The following is a 16,104-nucleotide window of genomic DNA, read 5'->3' as shown; positions in this document are numbered from 1 at the left end:
CACATCACCAAGAGAGCAAATACACGGTCAGAATCAGCACGGCCCCCAAGGTCATGCCCAGCGCATAATGTTGGGTCTGGCCGCTTTGGATCAGCCGCAGGATCCAGCCGAACCAAGCCACGCCGCGGGCGAGCCCGTTCACCGCCGCGTCGATGATGCCCACGTCCACTCTCTGCCAGAGCCGGTCCGCGAGCTGGAACGTCGGCTTCACGAAGGTCCGGTCGTAGAGCTCGTCCACATACCATTTGTTGAAGGACAGCCGATAGGCCCCTTGCCATTGATTGGCCAGACTCTCGGCGAGGCCGGGCAGCTTGACGTACATCAAGTAGGCGGCGGCGATGCCGCTCAGGCCCAGCAGGGTCGCCACGATCATGATCCCGGCGGCGGCGCTCCCTTCGTGGTGGCCTCCCGTCCCCTCCGGACCTGGCAAGGCCGGCTCCAAGAACTGCGGAATCCCCACATAACCGGCCAGCAGGGCCAGAACTGCCAATATCACCAGCGGGACCGTCATGGTCTTGGAAGGTTCGTGCACGTGCCCCGCATGATGCGGGTCCACATGGGAGGGGCCCCAGAAGGTCACGAACACGAGGCGGAAGCTGTAGAACGCGGTGAGGCCCGCGGTCAGGAGGCCCGCCACCGCCAGCGTCTTGCCCAGGGCGCCGGCGGACCAGGCGCTCACGAGGATCTCGTCCTTGCTGAAGAAGCCGGAGGTCAGGGGAAAGCCGGCCAGGGCCAGCGAGCCGATCACGAAAGTCCAGTAGGTGACGGGGAGCTTGTCCTTCAGGCCGCCCATCCGGCGCATGTCCTGCTCATGGTGCAAGGCGATAATGACCGACCCGCAGCCCAGGAACAGCAAGGCCTTGAAGGCCCCATGGGTCAGCAGGTGGTACATGCCGGCCGTATAGGCGCCGAAGCCGCAGGCCATGACCATGTAGCCGAGCTGACTCACGGTCGAGTAGGCGACGACCCGCTTGATGTCGTACTGGGTGAGCGCGATCGTGGCCCCGAGCACCATCGTCAGCCCGCCCACGACCGCCACCACGTTCATCGCGGCCGGCGACAGGTTGTAGAGGGGGGAGAGCCGCGCGACCATGAAGACCCCCGCCGTGACCATCGTGGCCGCATGGATCAGGGCCGAAATGGGCGTCGGGCCTTCCATCGCGTCCGGCAGCCAGACGTGCAGCGGCACCTGGGCCGATTTGCCGATCGCGCCGACGAAGAGCAGCAGGCAGATCAGGGTGAGCGTCGAGACGCGCCATTCGCCGCCGAAAGGCCGGAGCAGGTTGACCGTATCGGTCGTGTAGGCGGCGGCTTGGGCGAACACCTGGTGATAATCCAACGTGCCGAAGCTCGCCAGCACCAGCAGGAGGCCCAGGAGGAAGCCGAAGTCCCCCACGCGGTTGACGACGAAGGCCTTGGTGGCCGCGTTACAGGCCGAAGGTCGTTCGTACCAGTGGCCGATCAGGAGGTAGGAGCAGAGGCCGACCGCTTCCCAGAAGACGAACAGCTGCAGGAAATTATCCGCCATCACCAACATCAGCATGGAAAAGGTGAAGAGCGCGATGTAGGCGAAGAACCGGGCGTAGCCCTTTTCCCCGTGCATATAGCCGATGGTGTAGACGTGCACCAGCGAGCTCACGGTGGTCACGAGCAGCAGCATGACGGCGGTAAGCCGGTCGATGGACAGGCCGAGGGCGATGGTGACGTCGCCGGACTGCAGCCAGGTATAGAGCGGCATCGTGGTCTGCCGTCCACCCGCCACGTCCAGAAACGCCAGGACGGACAGGAGGAACGATACCACGACCGCCGGAACCGCGATGAAATGCGCCCGGTCCTTGATCCAGTGACCGAAGAGGCCGAGGATCAGAAACGCGGCAAAGGGCAGCAATGGGATGAGCGCGTATTCCATAAATCAACGATGAATGATGAATGATGAGTGATGACCGGCGGCGATACGGTCCTGCAGGGCTTTCCTTCGTTCATCGTTCATCATTTCGCGTTTACCATTTAAGAAGCTGGAACTCGTCCACGTTGATGCTGGACTTGCTCCGGTGCAAGGCGATGATGATGGCGAGGCCCACCGCCACTTCCGCCGCCGCCACGGTCAAGGCAAAGAAGACGAAGACTTGGCCGGCCACGTTGTGAAAATAGTGGGAAAACGCCACGAAGTTGATGTTCGTGGCGTTCAACATCAGCTCGACCGAGAGCAAAATGATGATGATGTTGCGCCGCACCAGTACTCCCACGAGTCCGGTGACGAACACGATCATGCTCAGAATCAGGTAATAGGAAACGGGAATCATAAGCTTCCTCGTGAAATGCGACGCGTGAAGCGTGAAACGGCACGCCGCCGCCGGCTCTCCTTGCGCCTCACCCCTTACTCCTCACGCATCCCAAGGTCTTTTTTCGCCAGGATGATCGCGCCGATCATGGCGACCAGCAGGATCAGCGACGCGACCTCGAACGGGAACAGGTACGCGGAGTAGAGGACTTCGCCGATCGTCTCCGTATTCCCTGCCTGGTCGGCGGCGGGAGGGCCGGCCGGCGCGACCTGGTAGGTCCGTTGGCTGACCAGCAGCACGACCTCCGTCAGAAGGACGAGCCCCAGGAAGGCGGCGGCCGGCGCCTGGACGTGGTACCGTTCGTCGCGTTTCACGTTCAACAGCATGACGACGAAGAGATACAGCACCAGGATCGCGCCCGCATAGACGATGATCTGGACGGCGGCCAGAAACTCCGCGTGCAGCGTGACGTAGAGGCCCGCTACGTGGAAGAACATGATCAGCAGGGACAGGGCGCTGTAGACGGGGTTGCGCAACGCCACCACCAGGATGGAGGTGACGACGATCACACCGGCAAAGTACAGGAAGAACAGATAGCTCACTATGGCAAACCCTCTCGCCTGCTACGCGCGTCAGCCCACGTGACTCGTGTTCGCCCGGCCAGAGGGCGAGAACAATCGCGCTACGCTTCCTTTTCGGGCAAGTTCTTGAACGCCACGTTGAAGAACGCGACGTTCGGATGTTGGAACTCCAGCCGCTTCTCGCGGACCGGGTACGACCGGTCTCCGATCGCCAGGAGCTGTTCCTTGTTCAACCGCAACTGCCGCTTGTCGTACACCGCCCATTCGAACTCGCGGGTCATGCCCAGCGCGTCCACCGGGCAGGCGTCCACGCAGAGCCCGCAGAAGAGGCAGCGGGTCATGTCCATGTAATATTCCTTGGCAAACCGCTTGGTCGGTTCGCCGGGCACTTCGGCGCTGAAGACCTTGATGACCCGCGAGGGACAGGCCGCTTCGCAGAGGTCGCAGCCCACGCACTTCTCCGTGCCGTCGTCGTAGCGGAGCAGCGCCAGCATCCCCCGGTAACTGTCCGGCAGGGTCCGCTTCTCGTGCGGATACTGGAGCGTGATCGGCTTGTAGCGCAGCAAGTGCGAGAGCGTGGCCTTCATGCCCACGAGGATCTCGTAGAAGATGATGGTCTTGATCCAAGCTGTGAATTTCGTCATCTGAGTTCTCAGTGGTCAGTTTTCAGTAATCAGTTTTTCCGGAACGGTGAACTGATAACTGTCAACTTCTTCGCGTCACCTTGGGAAGAGATACGCCGCGATGGCCGTCACGAGAATATTGCCCAGGGCGATCGGCAGCATCACCTTCCAGCCGAACCGCATGAGCTGGTCGTACCGCAGGCGCGGCAGCGTCGCCCGCAACCAGAAGAACAGGAACAGGAAGAAGTACACCTTGACCGTGAACCACATGACCCCTTCCACCCAGGCCAGCGTTTCCGGCAGGAGGGTGCCGGGGTAGGGGGCATTCCAGCCGCCCAGGAACAGGGCGGCGGCGATGCAGGAGACCAGGATCATGTTCGCGTATTCGGCCAGGAAGAAGAAGGCGAACCGCATGCCGCTGTACTCGGTGAAGAAGCCCGCAACCAGCTCGCTCTCCGCTTCCGGCAGGTCGAACGGCAGCCGGTTGGTTTCCGCCACGGAGGAGATCACGTAGACGACGAACGCGAAGATTTGCGGGAACGGAAAGGCGAACACGTACCAGTGCCAGAAGCCGCCGGCCTGGGCCTCGGTGATCTTGACCAGGCTCAGCGAGCCGGCCAGGAGCAGGACGCCCACGATCGCCAGCCCCACGTTCAATTCGTAGCTGATGACCTGCGCGGCCGACCGCAGGCCCCCCAGCAGGGAATATTTGCTGTTCGAGGCCCAGCCGCCCAGGATGATCCCGTAGGCGCCGATCGAGGTGAAGGCCAGGATGTACAGAATGCCGATGTTGATGTCGCTGATCACGAAAGGCTGGAACTGGTAGCCGAACAGCTCGATGGTCTTGTTGGGGCCGAACGGGATCACCGCGAAGCCGATCAGCGCGGGCACCAGTGCCAGGATGGGCGCGAGGGAAAACAGGAACTTGTTGGCCCCGGCCGGGACGATGTCCTCCTTGAAAAAGAGCTTCAAGCCGTCCGCGATGGGCTGCAGCACGCCGTAGGGTCCGACTTCCATCGGGCCCATCCGGTCCTGCATCCAGCCGAGCACCTTGCGTTCCGCCAGGGTCAGGATCATGACCGTGAGCAGTACGATGCCCAGGACGACGGCGATCTGAGCCAGTGAAAACGCAAGTTTGATTCCGACTTCGGTCATGACTGAGTCCCTCAAGTTAAAAAGTCATCACGTCAAAAAGTCCGACGCCGACTTGGCTACTTTCGGACTTGATAGACTTTCCGACGCTACAGACGCTCGATCTTCACCTGCGCCGTTCTGTAATACGGCACGCCGGTCACGACGTCAATCGAGATCGACAGGAGCCGGCGCGCTTCCTGGTCGAAATGTTCCGGGAAGCGGCACAGACCGGCCGGCACCCGGTCCCACAACTTGGCCGTCGTGCGGCATTGTCCCAGTTCGTTCGAGATCAGGACCCGGTCCCCCTCGGCGATCCCGAGCCGGGCCGCGTCGGCCGGGTTGAGGCTCAGCGCGCCGCCCGCTTGCAGGTGCAACAATCCCTTCGCCCTGGTGGAGAACTTGCCTGAATGGAACAAGGACTGATCCACCAGCAGGGTCAACCGGCCTGCGGCCTTCACCGGAGGGGCGTAGCCGTATCGCTCCACCAGATCCTCCGCATAGCCCTGTTTCAAGTAGCGGGCGACCGCCTCGTCGTCCGGACGGGACGGTTTGGGCGCCGGTCCCGGCAGGCCGTAGCCGGGAATCAGGGCCCGGATCTCCTTCAGGATTTCCTTGGCGTCGCCGTATTCCAGCGGATAGCTCATCAGCCCCGACAGGGCCGAGAAGATTTCCCAATCGGGGCGGCTCTCGCCGACCGGCTCGATGGCGTGCCGGACTTGCTGGACATGGCCCTCGGTGTTCGTGAAAGTCCCGTCCTTTTCGGCGTAGGAGCAGGCGGGCAGCACCACGTGGGCCAGCCGCGCCGTGTCGGTCAGGAACAGCTCCTGGCAGACCAGGAACTCCAGGCCTTCGAGCGCCTCCTTGGCGCGGGCCGAATCCGGCAGGGAGCCGGCCGGATCTTCGCCGACGAGGTACAGGGCCTTGATGGTCTTGCTGCGCGCTTCCTCCAGGATTTCCGGGATCGTCCGGCCCGGCCCTTGGGGCAGCTCCTCCCGCCAGAGCGCCGAGACCCGTGCGCGGGCTTCCTGGTCGCCGAGGTCGCAAGGGCCGGGCAGACACTCCGCCACGGTCCCCATTTCCACCGCGCCCTGGTCGTTGTTCTGCTCGGCCAGGGGCGCCAGGCCGCAGCCGGGACGGCCGTGGTGGCCGGTGAGCAACAGGAGATCCTGTAAGGTGGCGGCAAGACCGCTTCCGCCAGGCTCCCGCAGCACGCCGGCGCCGACGATGATCACGGCGCGCGCGGTCTGTGCAAACGCCCGCGCCGCTTCTTTGAACGCCGTGGCGCTGCTGCCGGTGGCTTGCTCGATCGCGGGCCAGGACAGTTTCTGCACCGCCCCGCTGATCGCCTGGAAGTAGGCGGGAGCCTTCTGCGACAGGGTCCGGTCCGCCAGGCCCTCGTCGATCACCGCCTTGATCAATCCGAGCACCACCGGTTTGTACTGATCCGGGTGCGCCGTAAAATGGTGGGCGGCCAGGTTGGCGATGTTGCTGATGGCGCCCACCGTCGGTTCCAGCGACTCGACCGTCAGCAGGACGGCGCCTCGTTTTTTTACCGCCTCCTTGACCCGGAGGCCCGTGATCGGGTTGGCCTCGGTGATGTTGGTGCCGACCAGGAGCAAGGCCTCGGCGGCGGCAATGTCTTCGAACGTGACGGGCCAGCGGTGGGTGCCCTGGACGCGACACAGGGCGCGCACGGCGTTGACCTGCCCGTAGCGGGCGCTGCTGTCGAGCTTGTTCGTGCCGAGGGCCAGCCGCATGAACTTCTGGAACAGATAGAGGTCTTCGTTCGTGCAGCGGGCGGTGATCAGGCCGGCAAAGGCCTGGGCCCCGTGCTTGAGCTTGAGCCGGACGAAGGTTTCGGCCACATATTCCAGCGCCTCGTCCCAGGTGGCCGGTACCAGCCGGCCGTCGCGTCGGATGAGGGGAGTAGTCAGCCGCTCCGGGTTGGTGGTGGCGTGGTAGCCAAAATAGCCCTTGGCGCAGAGATCGCCGTTGTTGCGCCCGGCCCCGAGCGAGGAGTTGACCTCGATGAGCTGGTTGTCTTTGGCCTGGATCGTGATCTGGCAGCCGTCCCCGCAGTAGGTGCAGACCGTATCCGCGCGCTTCAGCATCCAGGGGCGAAACTCGTACATCGAGAGACGGCTGGTGATGGCGCCCACCGGGCAAATCTGGATGCAGCCGCCGCAAAACTCGCAGTCCAACTCATGGGCGCCGAAGTGCTTGATCTCGGTCATCGTGCCGCGGTTCACCGGCGCCAGGGCCTTCACGTCCATGACCTCGTCGCAGTAGCGCACGCAGCGCAGGCACTGGACGCAGCGGTTCATCTGTTTTTCGATCAGCGGGCTGAAGTATTCCTTGTCGAAGACCCGCTTGACCTCGATGAAGCGGCTGGTCGTGGGCGTGTATTCGTGGGAGAAGTCCTGCAAGTCGCAACGGCCGCCCTGGTCGCAGACCGGGCAGTCCAGCGGGTGGTTGGCCAGAATGAACTCGAGGACCGACTTGTGGGCATCGTTGACGACGGTGGTGGCGGTGCGGACGACCATCCCATCGGCCACCGGCGTGCTGCAGGCGGTCTGCAACTTGGGGATCTTCTCGATCTCCACCAGGCACATGCGGCAGTTGGCGTCCGGCTTGAGTTTCGGATGGTAGCAGAAGTGCGGCACCATCACGCCGACCTGGCGTGCCGCCTCGATGACGAGCGTCCCCTTCGGCACGGTGAGGCTCTGCCCGTCGATCGTCAGTTTGACTGTTTCTGCTGCTGTCGTGGCCATAAGTCAGTCGATAAAGTCTAAAAGTCCGTCAAGTCTTAAAGTCTGAAATTCGAAAGTCGCTGGTCATGAGACTTTACGACTTTCGGACTTTCAAGACTCGTCAATGCCGCGCCGCCGCCATCGGAAGCTCGTGTGCGCGCTGGGCCTCGGCCTCTCGGATCAAGGCCTCGTATTCGGGCCGCCAGTACTTCAAAGTGCTCAGGATCGGGGCCACCTCCGCGTCTCCGAAGGCGCAGACCGTGCGGCCTGCGATGTTGTTGCACAACTGCACGAGGGTTTCAAGGTCTTCCATCCGGCCCCGCTTGGCCAGAATGCGGCGCAGGGTTTGCACCAGCCAGGAGCTGCCTTCCCGACAGGGGCTGCACTTGCCGCAGGACTCGTGGTGAAAAAACTCCATCAGTCGCAGCGCGGCCCAAACCATATCCGTGCCCTCTTCCATCACCGTGACCCCGCCGGAGCCCAGCATCGAACCGGCTTGGGCCACGGATTCGAAGTCCAGCTTCACGTCCAGATGGTCCGGTGTGAGAAAGGGGGCCGAGGCGCCGCCGGGAATAAAGGCCTTCAGCGGCTTGTCTCCCCTCATGCCGCCGGCGTGCTCGAAGATCAGCTCCCGGCACGTGACGCCCATCGGGACTTCATAGTTGCCGGGCCGCTTCACGTGTCCACTGACGCAGAAGATGCGGGTGCCCGCGCTCTTGGGCGGGGAGCCGATCGAGGCGAACCATTCGGGCCCCCGGTTGACGATATGCGGGAGGTTTGCCAGTGTCTCCACGTTGTTGATCACGGTCGGCTTGCCGTAGAGGCCGCTCGTAGCCGGAAAGGGCGGCTTCACGCGGGGCAGCCCGCGCTTGCCCTCCAGCGATTCCAGCAGGGCCGTTTCCTCGCCGCAGATGTAGGCGCCGGCGCCGCGGTGGACCCAGATGTCCAGGTTGATTCCCCTGCCGAGAATGTTCCTGCCCAGGTAGCCGGCCGCGCGCGCTTCCGCGACGGCCTTGTCCAGAATTCTGGAGCCCAGGACGAACTCGCCGCGGATGTAGATGTAGGCGGTTTCCGATCCGATCGCATAACAGGCGAGGGCGATCCCTTCCAGGACCTGGTGCGGATCGCGCTCCATCAACTGCCGGTCCTTGAACGTGCCCGGTTCGCTCTCGTCGGCGTTGCAGCAGAGGTACTTGGGGCCCTGGTAATCCTTCGGCAGGAATCCCCACTTGACGCCGGTGGGGAACCCGGCCCCGCCACGGCCGCGGAGGCCGGATTTGATGACCATGGCGGTCACATCCGCAGGCGCGACCTTGCCGACGACTTTTTTCAAGGCCTGGTACCCGCCCGCCCGCTCGTACTCCGCGAGCGAACCGGTGTAGCCAGGCTGCAGCATGTTCTTGAGTAGGACTGGTTCGTGTTTCGGCATGGTTTGTACTAAGAGCTTATGGCCTATAGCTTATGGCAAGAAAGTTCTGTCTGTCCGAGCCATAGGCCATATGCGCCTATGGCTTTGCTCCGTTGGGCTCGGGCCACATGAAGGGACCGGTCTTCAAGGCGCTGGTGCCGTCCCGCTTCAGGTCGGCCAGGATCCGGTCCACCTTTTCTTCGGTCAACCGCTCGTAATAGTCGTCGTTGATCTGCATCATCGGTCCGGTCCCGCAGGCCCCCAGACATTCCACCTTGCTCAGCGTGAAGAGACCGTCCTTGCTCGTTTCGCCGGACTTGATGCCCAATTTCTTTTCCAGCCAGCCGATCAAGGTGTCGGAGCCCACCAAAGCGCACATGAGCGACTTGCAGACCTGGAGGTGAAACTTCCCGACCGGCTTCAGGTTCAGCATCGTATAAAAGGTCGCCGTCTCATAGACCTGAGGCGGCGTGAGCCGCAGGAGTCCGGCAATCTCCTGCATCGCCTCTTCGCTGATGTAGCCGGCCTCGCGCTGCGCCAGGTAGAGCAGGGGCAGCAAGGCCGAGCGCTTCACGGGGTAGCGGGACAGAATTTCCTCGATCTCGGTCTTATACTTTTCTCTCAGCATTGCAACTCACCTACGTGTCTGAACGATAAATGATGAATGCTGAATGATGAATGGGAAGCGGTCTGTTCGGCCATTCATCGTTCATCATTCATACTTCATCGTTATCGATCGCACTCCCCCATGACGATGTCGTACGTCCCGAAGATCGTGATGATGTCCGAGATCAAATAGCCTCGCGCCATATGGTCGAAGGCGCCCATGTGCACGAAGGAGGGGGCGCGGATTTTCATCCGGTAGGGCCTCGGGCTTCCGTCGCTGATGATGAAGAAGCCCAACTCGCCCTTCGGCGCCTCGGTCGCGCAATAGGTTTCCCCCTTGGGCGGCTTGAAGCCCTGGGTGAAGATGATGAAATGGTGGATCAAACTTTCCATGTCCCGCATCACGTGGGCCTTGGGCGGGGGGATGATCTTGGGCGCGTCGGCCACGATCGGCCCCTCCGGCAGCAGATCCAGACATTGGGCGATGATGCGGGAGCTCTGGCGCAGCTCTTCCATCCGCACCCAGTACCGGTCGTAGGTGTCGCCGTTTTTGCCGATCGGCACTTCCCACTCGACCTTGTCGTAGGCTCCGTAAGGCTCCAGCTTCCGCACGTCGTAGGCCACGCCCGACGCGCGGAGCACCGGGCCGGTGAGCCCGAAGTTGATCGCGTCTTCGGCGGAAATGACCGCCACGTCCTTCGTGCGGCCCACCCAAATCCGGTTCGTCTGGAGCAGGGTCTCGTACTCCGCGATGTGCGCGGGGAAATCCTTCAGGAAGGCGCGCAGCCGTTCCACGAGGTCCGGCGTAAAGTCGCTGTCCACCCCGCCGATGCGGAAATAGTTCAGCGTCAGCCTGGCGCCGCAGAGCTTTTCGAACATGTCCAACAGCACTTCCCGCTCGCGGAAGGTCCAGAAGAACACCGTCATCGCCCCGATGTCCAGGGCCTGGGTGCCGAGCCAGAAGAGGTGCCCGATGATCCGCTGCATTTCGGCCACGATGGTCCGGATGTACTCGGCGCGCTCGGGAATCTTGAGCCCCAGCAGCTTTTCCACGGTCCGTACGTAGGCGTAGTTGTTGGTCATCGAGCAGACGTAGTCCAGCCGGTCCGTGTGGGGGATGATCTGCATATAGGCCAGCCCCTCGGCCAGCTTCTCCACGCCGCGGTGCAGGTAGCCCAGGTCGGCCGTCGCCTTGGTGATGCGCTCCCCGTCCAGTTCCAGCACGACCCGCAGCACGCCGTGGGTCGCCGGGTGCTGCGGTCCCATGTTCAGGAGGAGTTCTTCGGTCCGACGGGCCGACGAGTGGCCCGGCTCGGTCCGGAAGGCACGCTTCTCCGCTTCAGGGATGTCTCCCCCGGTTTCCGCCACCGGCGCTTCGTCGAGACGGGGCAGGAAGTCGAACCGGCTGCGCCAACCCCGGCCCTCGGCGGGGAAGTCCTTCCGCAGCGGATGCCCTTCGTCGTAGTCCTCCGGCATCAGGATGCGGCGCAAGTCCGGATGGCCGCTGAACGTGATGCCCATGAGGTCGTAGACCTCCCGCTCCATGAAGTCGGCGCCCTTCCAGACGCTCGTGACCGACGGGACGACCGGATGCTCTTCGGTCACGCGGGTCTTGACGCGAATCCGGATCCCGTGCGGCAGCGACAGAAAATGGTAGATGACCTCGAACCGCTCCGGATCGTCCGGATAGTCGGCCGAGCAGATGTCGGTAATGTGGTCGAAGGCCGCGACCGGGTCGTCGTGCAGAAACCGGGCGACCTCCAGCAGGCGCGGGGCGGCCACGCGGACGGAGAGGTCCCCCCGCTGCTTGTCCTCCTGGACGGCCAGGACCGCCTCGGGGAACCGGCTCTTTATCGTGTCGAGCAGTGGATGCATGGTGCCATTCGTCATAAAGTCATCAAGTCTATAAAGTCATCAAGTTAAGGGACTTGAAAGACTTTCGGACTTTACGACCGTTACTTCACAAAGACCTTTTCCCGTTGAATTTTTTCCTGCAGCTTGAGCAACCCATCCAGCAGCGCCTCGGGCCTCGGCGGGCAGCCGGGAATGTAGACGTCCACGGGGACGATCTGATCCACCCCCTGCACGACGCTGTAGCTGTTGTAATGGTTGCCCGACGTGGCACAGGACCCCATCGAGATGACGTAGCGGGGCTCCGGCATCTGGTCGTAGATGCGCCGGATCACTTCGGCCATCTTGCGGGTCACCGTCCCGGCCACGATCATGAGGTCGGCCTGGCGGGGCGAGGCCCGGAACACGCCGGCGCCGAACCGGTCCAGGTCGTAGCGCGAGGACACGGAGGCGATCATCTCGATCGCGCAGCAAGCCAGCCCGAACGTCATGGGCCAGAGCGCCGACTTGCGCGCCCAGCTCACGACGGCATCCAGGTTGGTGGTGATGACGTTCGCTTCCAACTGTCTATCGAACATGCCCATATTCTTCGTCCTTCAAGTTGGAAAGTTGTCAGGTCGTAAAGTCTCGAAGCCCTAGGACTTTACAACTTTCAGACTTTATCGACTTCTAGACTCACAGCTCAATCCCACTCCAGCGCCCCCTTCTTCCAGGCGTACCAGAATCCAACGACCAGGATGGCGATGAACAGGACCATCTCCATCAACCCTACCAGCCCCAGTTTGCGGAACGACACGGCCCAGGGGAACAGGAACACGATCTCGATGTCGAAGATCACGAACAGCATCGCGATCACGTAGTATCGCATCGGGAACGGGACCCGCGCGTCTTGGAACAGAGGGCTGCCGCTCTCGTAGGGGGAGAGCTTGGCCCGGTAGGGCTTGCTGGGGCGCACGACCCAGCCGGCCAGGAGCGACACGACTCCGAAGGCCAGGGCGACCCCGATGAAGATCAGGATCGGCAGATAATTGAGCGGAACGAGATCGCCCCCCATCAGGTGCTCCAGTCGTTCGTTAAACCTTACTTGGCGTACGCGGGCATGCGCAACGCCGAGCCGAAAAAGGGCTTGAACCGCAAGCCGTCCAGCTCGGGGAGCGCCACGCCCTTGTGCTGCGCCAGAATCTTGAACGTCCGCCCCATCCCCTCCGGGCGGAGCAGATGCACGATCGCCTGAAAATCCCGCGATCCCGGCTCCAGTCCGTCCAATATCTGCTCCACGCCCAGGCCCATCAGAAAGCTCATCTGGTTCGTGAAGCCGGTGGTGGCGAGCCCTGCTTCTTCCCCGGCGGTGGCCAGGCTCGTGAAATCCACGTGGGCCGTCATGTCCTGCAGGCCGACGCGCGTATAGGGATCGTCCGAGGCCATTTGATGGTAGTAACAGAGCAGCGTGCCCTTGCGCCGGTCCGGTCCGTAGAGGTCCTGGGCCGTGTGTCCGTAGTCGATCGTCAGGACCAGGCCGCGTCCCAGCACCCGCGCCACGTCCTTCATCCAGGCCACGGCGGCAAGATTGACTTCCGTGCGGTAGCCCTCGGCCAGCGTGATGTCGATGGACGAGAGACGCTGTAGATACCGTTGCAGGTCCTGGTTGGCCAGAGGCTGTGCCTGCTCGACAAACCGGCCCTGCTCCCATCCGACGAAGAGTTCCTTCGGCCGGCCCTGTTCGACCGTGATCCGGTGCACGGGAAAGGCATCCACCAGTTCGTTGGAGAGCACGATGCCGACCAGACTGCCTGTTTCCAGTTGGGCCAGGTCATCGAGCCAGGACACGGTTGCGGGGGCGTTGAGCCAGCGGGTTAATTGCTGCCGTTGCGAGGCCCGCATGGCGGGGCTCCGCTCAATGATCACGTAGCGGAGGCGGCGGAAGAAATCGCCGGGCGTGCGCTCACAGGCCGTCAGGAAGTCGCGGGCCAGCAGGCCCTTGCCTGCGCCCATCTCGAGGACGGTCACCGGATCGGGCCGGCCGAGCGCCTCGTCCACTTGCTGGACTTGGCGGGCCAGGGCCTGGGCCATGACCGGATGAACGTCGCTACTGGTGTAGAAGTCGCCGTTCCATCCGATACGGTCTTCGCAGGCTCGACCTGGGCCGATGCGGTCTTCGCGGGTTCGCCCCAGGCCGGCGCGATTTTCGGAGCTTTGATCAGAGTCGATCCGTTCGTCGCTGTTCCTGTCGGTTGTACGGGTGTAGTAGCCGAATTGCGGATGGTAGAGGGCCAGTTCTATGAAGCGGGCAAACGTGATCGGACCGGAGGCGTGGATATCCTCCGCAATGGCGGCGACGAGGCCGGGATGTCCGATGGCAGCAGGCTGCGTCAAGACAAACTCCCCCGTATAGGTCCAAAGGGAGTGCTACATTAGCCGGTGGGCCAAGAGCAAGTCAAGGGGGAAAGACCTTGAAACGCCAGTGGTTTGTAGGAGTTTTGAGTACGGAGATGCCCATGGTCAAAATAGGCCGAAAGACCTATATCGGGGAGAGGGCGGAAATTCGTCGCGGTTGACCGAACGGCCGAGCCTGTTCATCATAAGGTAGTCAGAAATCATATTGCGGCATCATGACAGGAGTAAGATCAGGACGATGCGGGCAGCCTGGGTCACGGACATACACTTGAACTTTCTGAGCGCCGAGCAGGTGCAGGCCTTTTGCGCGGCCCTTCGCGCCGAGAACCCGGACATTGTCCTGGTCGGCGGCGACATCGCCGAGGCGGATACGGTCGAGTGGTACCTCAAGACCATGGCGGCGGACATTCAGCGGCCCATCTACTTCGTGCTTGGCAACCATGATTTCTACCAGGGGTCCATCCCGACCGTCCGCAAGAGCATGGACGGGCTCTGCCGCGCCGAAAGCCGGTTGACCTATCTCTCGCACGTTGGCTGCGTGAAGCTGACCGACACCACCGGCTTGGTCGGCCATGACGGCTGGGGCGACGGGCGGCTGGGCGACTATGCCAACTCGACGGTCCGGCTCAACGACCATCGGTTGATCCGCGAGCTGAGCGGCCTGGATCGGAGCGAGTTGCTCGCGCGCCTGAAGCGACTCGGAGATGAAGCGGCGGATCATCTGAGGGCCGTGCTGCCCCCGGTGCTGGATGCCTATGAGCGGGTGATTCTCCTCACTCATGTGCCGCCGTTCGTCGAGGCCTGTTGGCACGAAGGCAAGACCGCCGACGATAACTGGGCGCCGTTCTTCACCTGCCGGGCGGTCGGAGATGTTCTGTTGGAGGCCATGACCAAGCGGCCTGACCGGCAGCTCACCGTTCTCTGCGGCCATGCGCATGGGGCCGGCCGCGCGCGGCTGCTCCCGAACCTGGAAGTCTTGACCGGCCGGGCCGAATATGGGGCGCCGGAGGTGCAGTGTCTGCTCGACATTCTTTAGCCGGGTGGAGCCTGAAGAGGCTGAGGCGATGAATCTGCGGGATCAAGTGGACGTCGGCCGGTCGCCGGAAGTTGTGTGGCGGTTTCTCGAAGATCCCAACAATCTGCCGGCCTGGAATCCGAACGTACAGCGGGTGGGGCCCATCACCTGGGGAGCGCCGGCCAAGGGCTTCCGGTATCGCGCCACCTATGTCCTCCGGGGGAACGCGAATGAAATGGACGCGGAGATCGACGAGTACCAGCCGCCGGTCAGGCTGGCCGTTCGCGTCTCGGGCGGCAAGATGCCCAAGGGGGCCTTCGCGCGGGAAGTCTACGACCTGACGCCGATCCCCGGCGGTACCAGGCTGGTGCAGACCATCGAGCTGGGCCGCTCCGGCATCCCTCTGGTATTCCGGGCGCTGATGTGGTTCATTCAACGCTTCGGAAAACCCACCGGGAAGACCTTCCTGGCGACGTTCAAGGAATTGGTCGAAGAGGGGGGCGCTCCGGATCGTCAGGTGTGACAACGAGAGCAAGGAAGGAATTGAGGATGGCCGGATTGCGATGGACCGACGAGAAACCAACCGGGGCCGGCTGGTACTGGTACCGAGGCGGAGCGGGCGATATGGAACCCTTCATCGTCGAAGTGGATTCGTCCGGCTGCTTTCAATGGCCGGACGGAGGGTTTCAGGAAGTGAAGCTGGCGAAGGGACAGTGGGCGGGGCCGATTCCGTTTCCGGATGATCTGTGATTGCCGCCTCTCCGCCCACAGTCTTTAAGGCGTGGGCAGCTTCAGGAACGGGTTCAACGGAAAGGAGGGATCGCGAAGCGCCTTGGCCTGTTCCACGCCGATGGCCGGCAGGAGCTTGGGATCCAACAGCCCGACCTGTACGAGCAGCGAAGCCTGGTCCCAGTAGATGTGTTCGTAGGCGATCTTGCCGTCGGCGAATTTCATGACCACCACGACGGGCATCTCCACACGTTTGCCGGTCGGCGGGATGCCGGGCAGCATGAAATCGAGCCGGATATCGTGGGTGAAGCTCACGAGCAGTTCGTCCACCACTTGCTCTCGGCCCACCGTCCGCGACACCTGCTCCACCTTCGTGTCGGCCGGCCACTTTCCGACGAAGTAGGTTCCGTAGAAGCTTCGCACCTGATCGACGCCTCTGCCCCCGGCCAGGGTGGGGAGGTGCAGCAAGTCCGGCTGCGGAGCCATCGTCCGCATCGTCGCCTCCACGTCATGCTCCACGAACTCATGCTTCACATGGGCGTCGAACACCGATCCGAGGTCGTTGGTGTCTGCCGTGGCCGTCCTCCCATGAGTGCCGCTGCAGCTCACCGCCGAAAGTAGAAGAATCGGAACCGAACTGATGATAAGCAGGCGGTAGAGCGATCGCCTCATGCCCGGTCCTCCTTCGCTGACAGTCTCTCAAGGCTACGCGAGTATGCCATACTTCCGCC

16 protein-coding genes are annotated in these 16,104 nt (G+C 62.8%); 3 read left to right on the top strand and 13 right to left on the bottom strand.

Annotated features, from left to right (window positions below; all coding sequences use genetic code 11):
* Positions 1 to 4 precede the first annotated feature (4 nt).
* The 12 genes from EPO61_03635 to EPO61_03580 form a co-directional block, all read right to left on the bottom strand.
* Positions 5 to 1,909: an NADH-quinone oxidoreductase subunit L gene (locus EPO61_03635; protein ID TAJ09819.1), complete on the bottom strand. Its 1,905-nt coding sequence runs from the start codon at positions 1,907 to 1,909 to the stop codon at positions 5 to 7.
* Between the two features lie 91 nt (positions 1,910 to 2,000).
* Complete coding sequence (nuoK, locus tag EPO61_03630) at positions 2,001 to 2,303, bottom strand: NADH-quinone oxidoreductase subunit NuoK (protein TAJ09818.1); 303 nt, start codon at positions 2,301 to 2,303, stop codon at positions 2,001 to 2,003.
* A 74-nt stretch (positions 2,304 to 2,377) separates the two neighbouring features.
* Positions 2,378 to 2,884: an NADH-quinone oxidoreductase subunit J gene (locus tag EPO61_03625; protein ID TAJ09817.1), complete on the bottom strand. Its 507-nt coding sequence runs from the start codon at positions 2,882 to 2,884 to the stop codon at positions 2,378 to 2,380.
* Between the two features lie 80 nt (positions 2,885 to 2,964).
* Positions 2,965 to 3,507 (bottom strand): NADH-quinone oxidoreductase subunit NuoI, encoded by a 543-nt coding sequence (nuoI, locus tag EPO61_03620; protein ID TAJ09816.1) that lies wholly within the window; start codon positions 3,505 to 3,507, stop codon positions 2,965 to 2,967.
* Between the two features lie 75 nt (positions 3,508 to 3,582).
* The gene (nuoH, locus tag EPO61_03615; protein TAJ09815.1) at positions 3,583 to 4,641 is read right to left on the bottom strand and encodes an NADH-quinone oxidoreductase subunit NuoH; all 1,059 of its coding nucleotides are present in this window, start codon (positions 4,639 to 4,641) and stop codon (positions 3,583 to 3,585) included.
* Positions 4,642 to 4,727: 86 nt separating this feature from the next.
* Positions 4,728 to 7,391, bottom strand: coding sequence for an NADH dehydrogenase (quinone) subunit G (gene nuoG / locus EPO61_03610; protein ID TAJ09814.1), 2,664 nt, complete (start codon positions 7,389 to 7,391; stop codon positions 4,728 to 4,730).
* A gap of 100 nt (positions 7,392 to 7,491) precedes the next feature.
* The gene (gene nuoF / locus EPO61_03605) at positions 7,492 to 8,799 is read right to left on the bottom strand and encodes an NADH oxidoreductase (quinone) subunit F (GenBank protein ID TAJ09813.1); all 1,308 of its coding nucleotides are present in this window, start codon (positions 8,797 to 8,799) and stop codon (positions 7,492 to 7,494) included.
* Positions 8,800 to 8,875: 76 nt separating this feature from the next.
* Complete coding sequence (gene nuoE, locus EPO61_03600) at positions 8,876 to 9,406, bottom strand: NADH-quinone oxidoreductase subunit NuoE (protein TAJ09812.1); 531 nt, start codon at positions 9,404 to 9,406, stop codon at positions 8,876 to 8,878.
* Positions 9,407 to 9,507: 101 nt separating this feature from the next.
* Positions 9,508 to 11,259: an NADH dehydrogenase (quinone) subunit D gene (gene nuoD, locus EPO61_03595; GenBank protein TAJ09811.1), complete on the bottom strand. Its 1,752-nt coding sequence runs from the start codon at positions 11,257 to 11,259 to the stop codon at positions 9,508 to 9,510.
* 80 nt (positions 11,260 to 11,339) lie between these two features.
* Entirely contained in the window at positions 11,340 to 11,819 is a 480-nt protein-coding gene (locus EPO61_03590; protein TAJ09810.1) for an NADH-quinone oxidoreductase subunit B, read from the bottom strand.
* Between the two features lie 98 nt (positions 11,820 to 11,917).
* The gene (locus EPO61_03585; GenBank protein ID TAJ09809.1) at positions 11,918 to 12,289 is read right to left on the bottom strand and encodes an NADH-quinone oxidoreductase subunit A; all 372 of its coding nucleotides are present in this window, start codon (positions 12,287 to 12,289) and stop codon (positions 11,918 to 11,920) included.
* 26 nt (positions 12,290 to 12,315) lie between these two features.
* Positions 12,316 to 13,608 carry an SAM-dependent methyltransferase gene (locus EPO61_03580; protein ID TAJ09808.1) on the bottom strand — a complete coding sequence of 431 codons (1,293 nt, stop codon included), beginning with the start codon at positions 13,606 to 13,608 and terminating at the stop codon, positions 12,316 to 12,318.
* A 259-nt stretch (positions 13,609 to 13,867) separates the two neighbouring features.
* Between EPO61_03580 and EPO61_03575 the strand changes: the two genes are divergently transcribed.
* The 3 genes from EPO61_03575 to EPO61_03565 are packed head-to-tail and all read left to right on the top strand — an operon-like array spanning position 13,868 to position 15,394.
* The gene (locus EPO61_03575; GenBank protein TAJ09807.1) at positions 13,868 to 14,665 is read left to right on the top strand and encodes a phosphoesterase; all 798 of its coding nucleotides are present in this window, start codon (positions 13,868 to 13,870) and stop codon (positions 14,663 to 14,665) included.
* On the top strand, positions 14,625 to 15,167 hold the full coding sequence (locus EPO61_03570) for a hypothetical protein (GenBank protein TAJ09806.1): 543 nt from the start codon (positions 14,625 to 14,627) through the stop codon (positions 15,165 to 15,167). The genes EPO61_03575 and EPO61_03570 overlap by 41 nt, the downstream gene beginning before the upstream one ends.
* 26 nt (positions 15,168 to 15,193) lie before the next feature.
* The gene (locus EPO61_03565) at positions 15,194 to 15,394 is read left to right on the top strand and encodes a hypothetical protein (protein TAJ09805.1); all 201 of its coding nucleotides are present in this window, start codon (positions 15,194 to 15,196) and stop codon (positions 15,392 to 15,394) included.
* Between the two features lie 24 nt (positions 15,395 to 15,418).
* Here EPO61_03565 and EPO61_03560 read toward each other — a convergent pair whose 3' ends face one another.
* Positions 15,419 to 16,045: a nuclear transport factor 2 family protein gene (locus tag EPO61_03560; GenBank protein ID TAJ09804.1), complete on the bottom strand. Its 627-nt coding sequence runs from the start codon at positions 16,043 to 16,045 to the stop codon at positions 15,419 to 15,421.
* Positions 16,046 to 16,104 lie beyond the last annotated feature (59 nt).

This window comes from Nitrospirota bacterium, from assembly GCA_004296885.1.
Classification (GTDB): domain Bacteria; phylum Nitrospirota; class Nitrospiria; order Nitrospirales; family Nitrospiraceae; genus SYGV01.
Note: the sequence above shows the minus strand (reverse complement) of the source record. Positions and strands in the feature narration are given on the sequence as shown.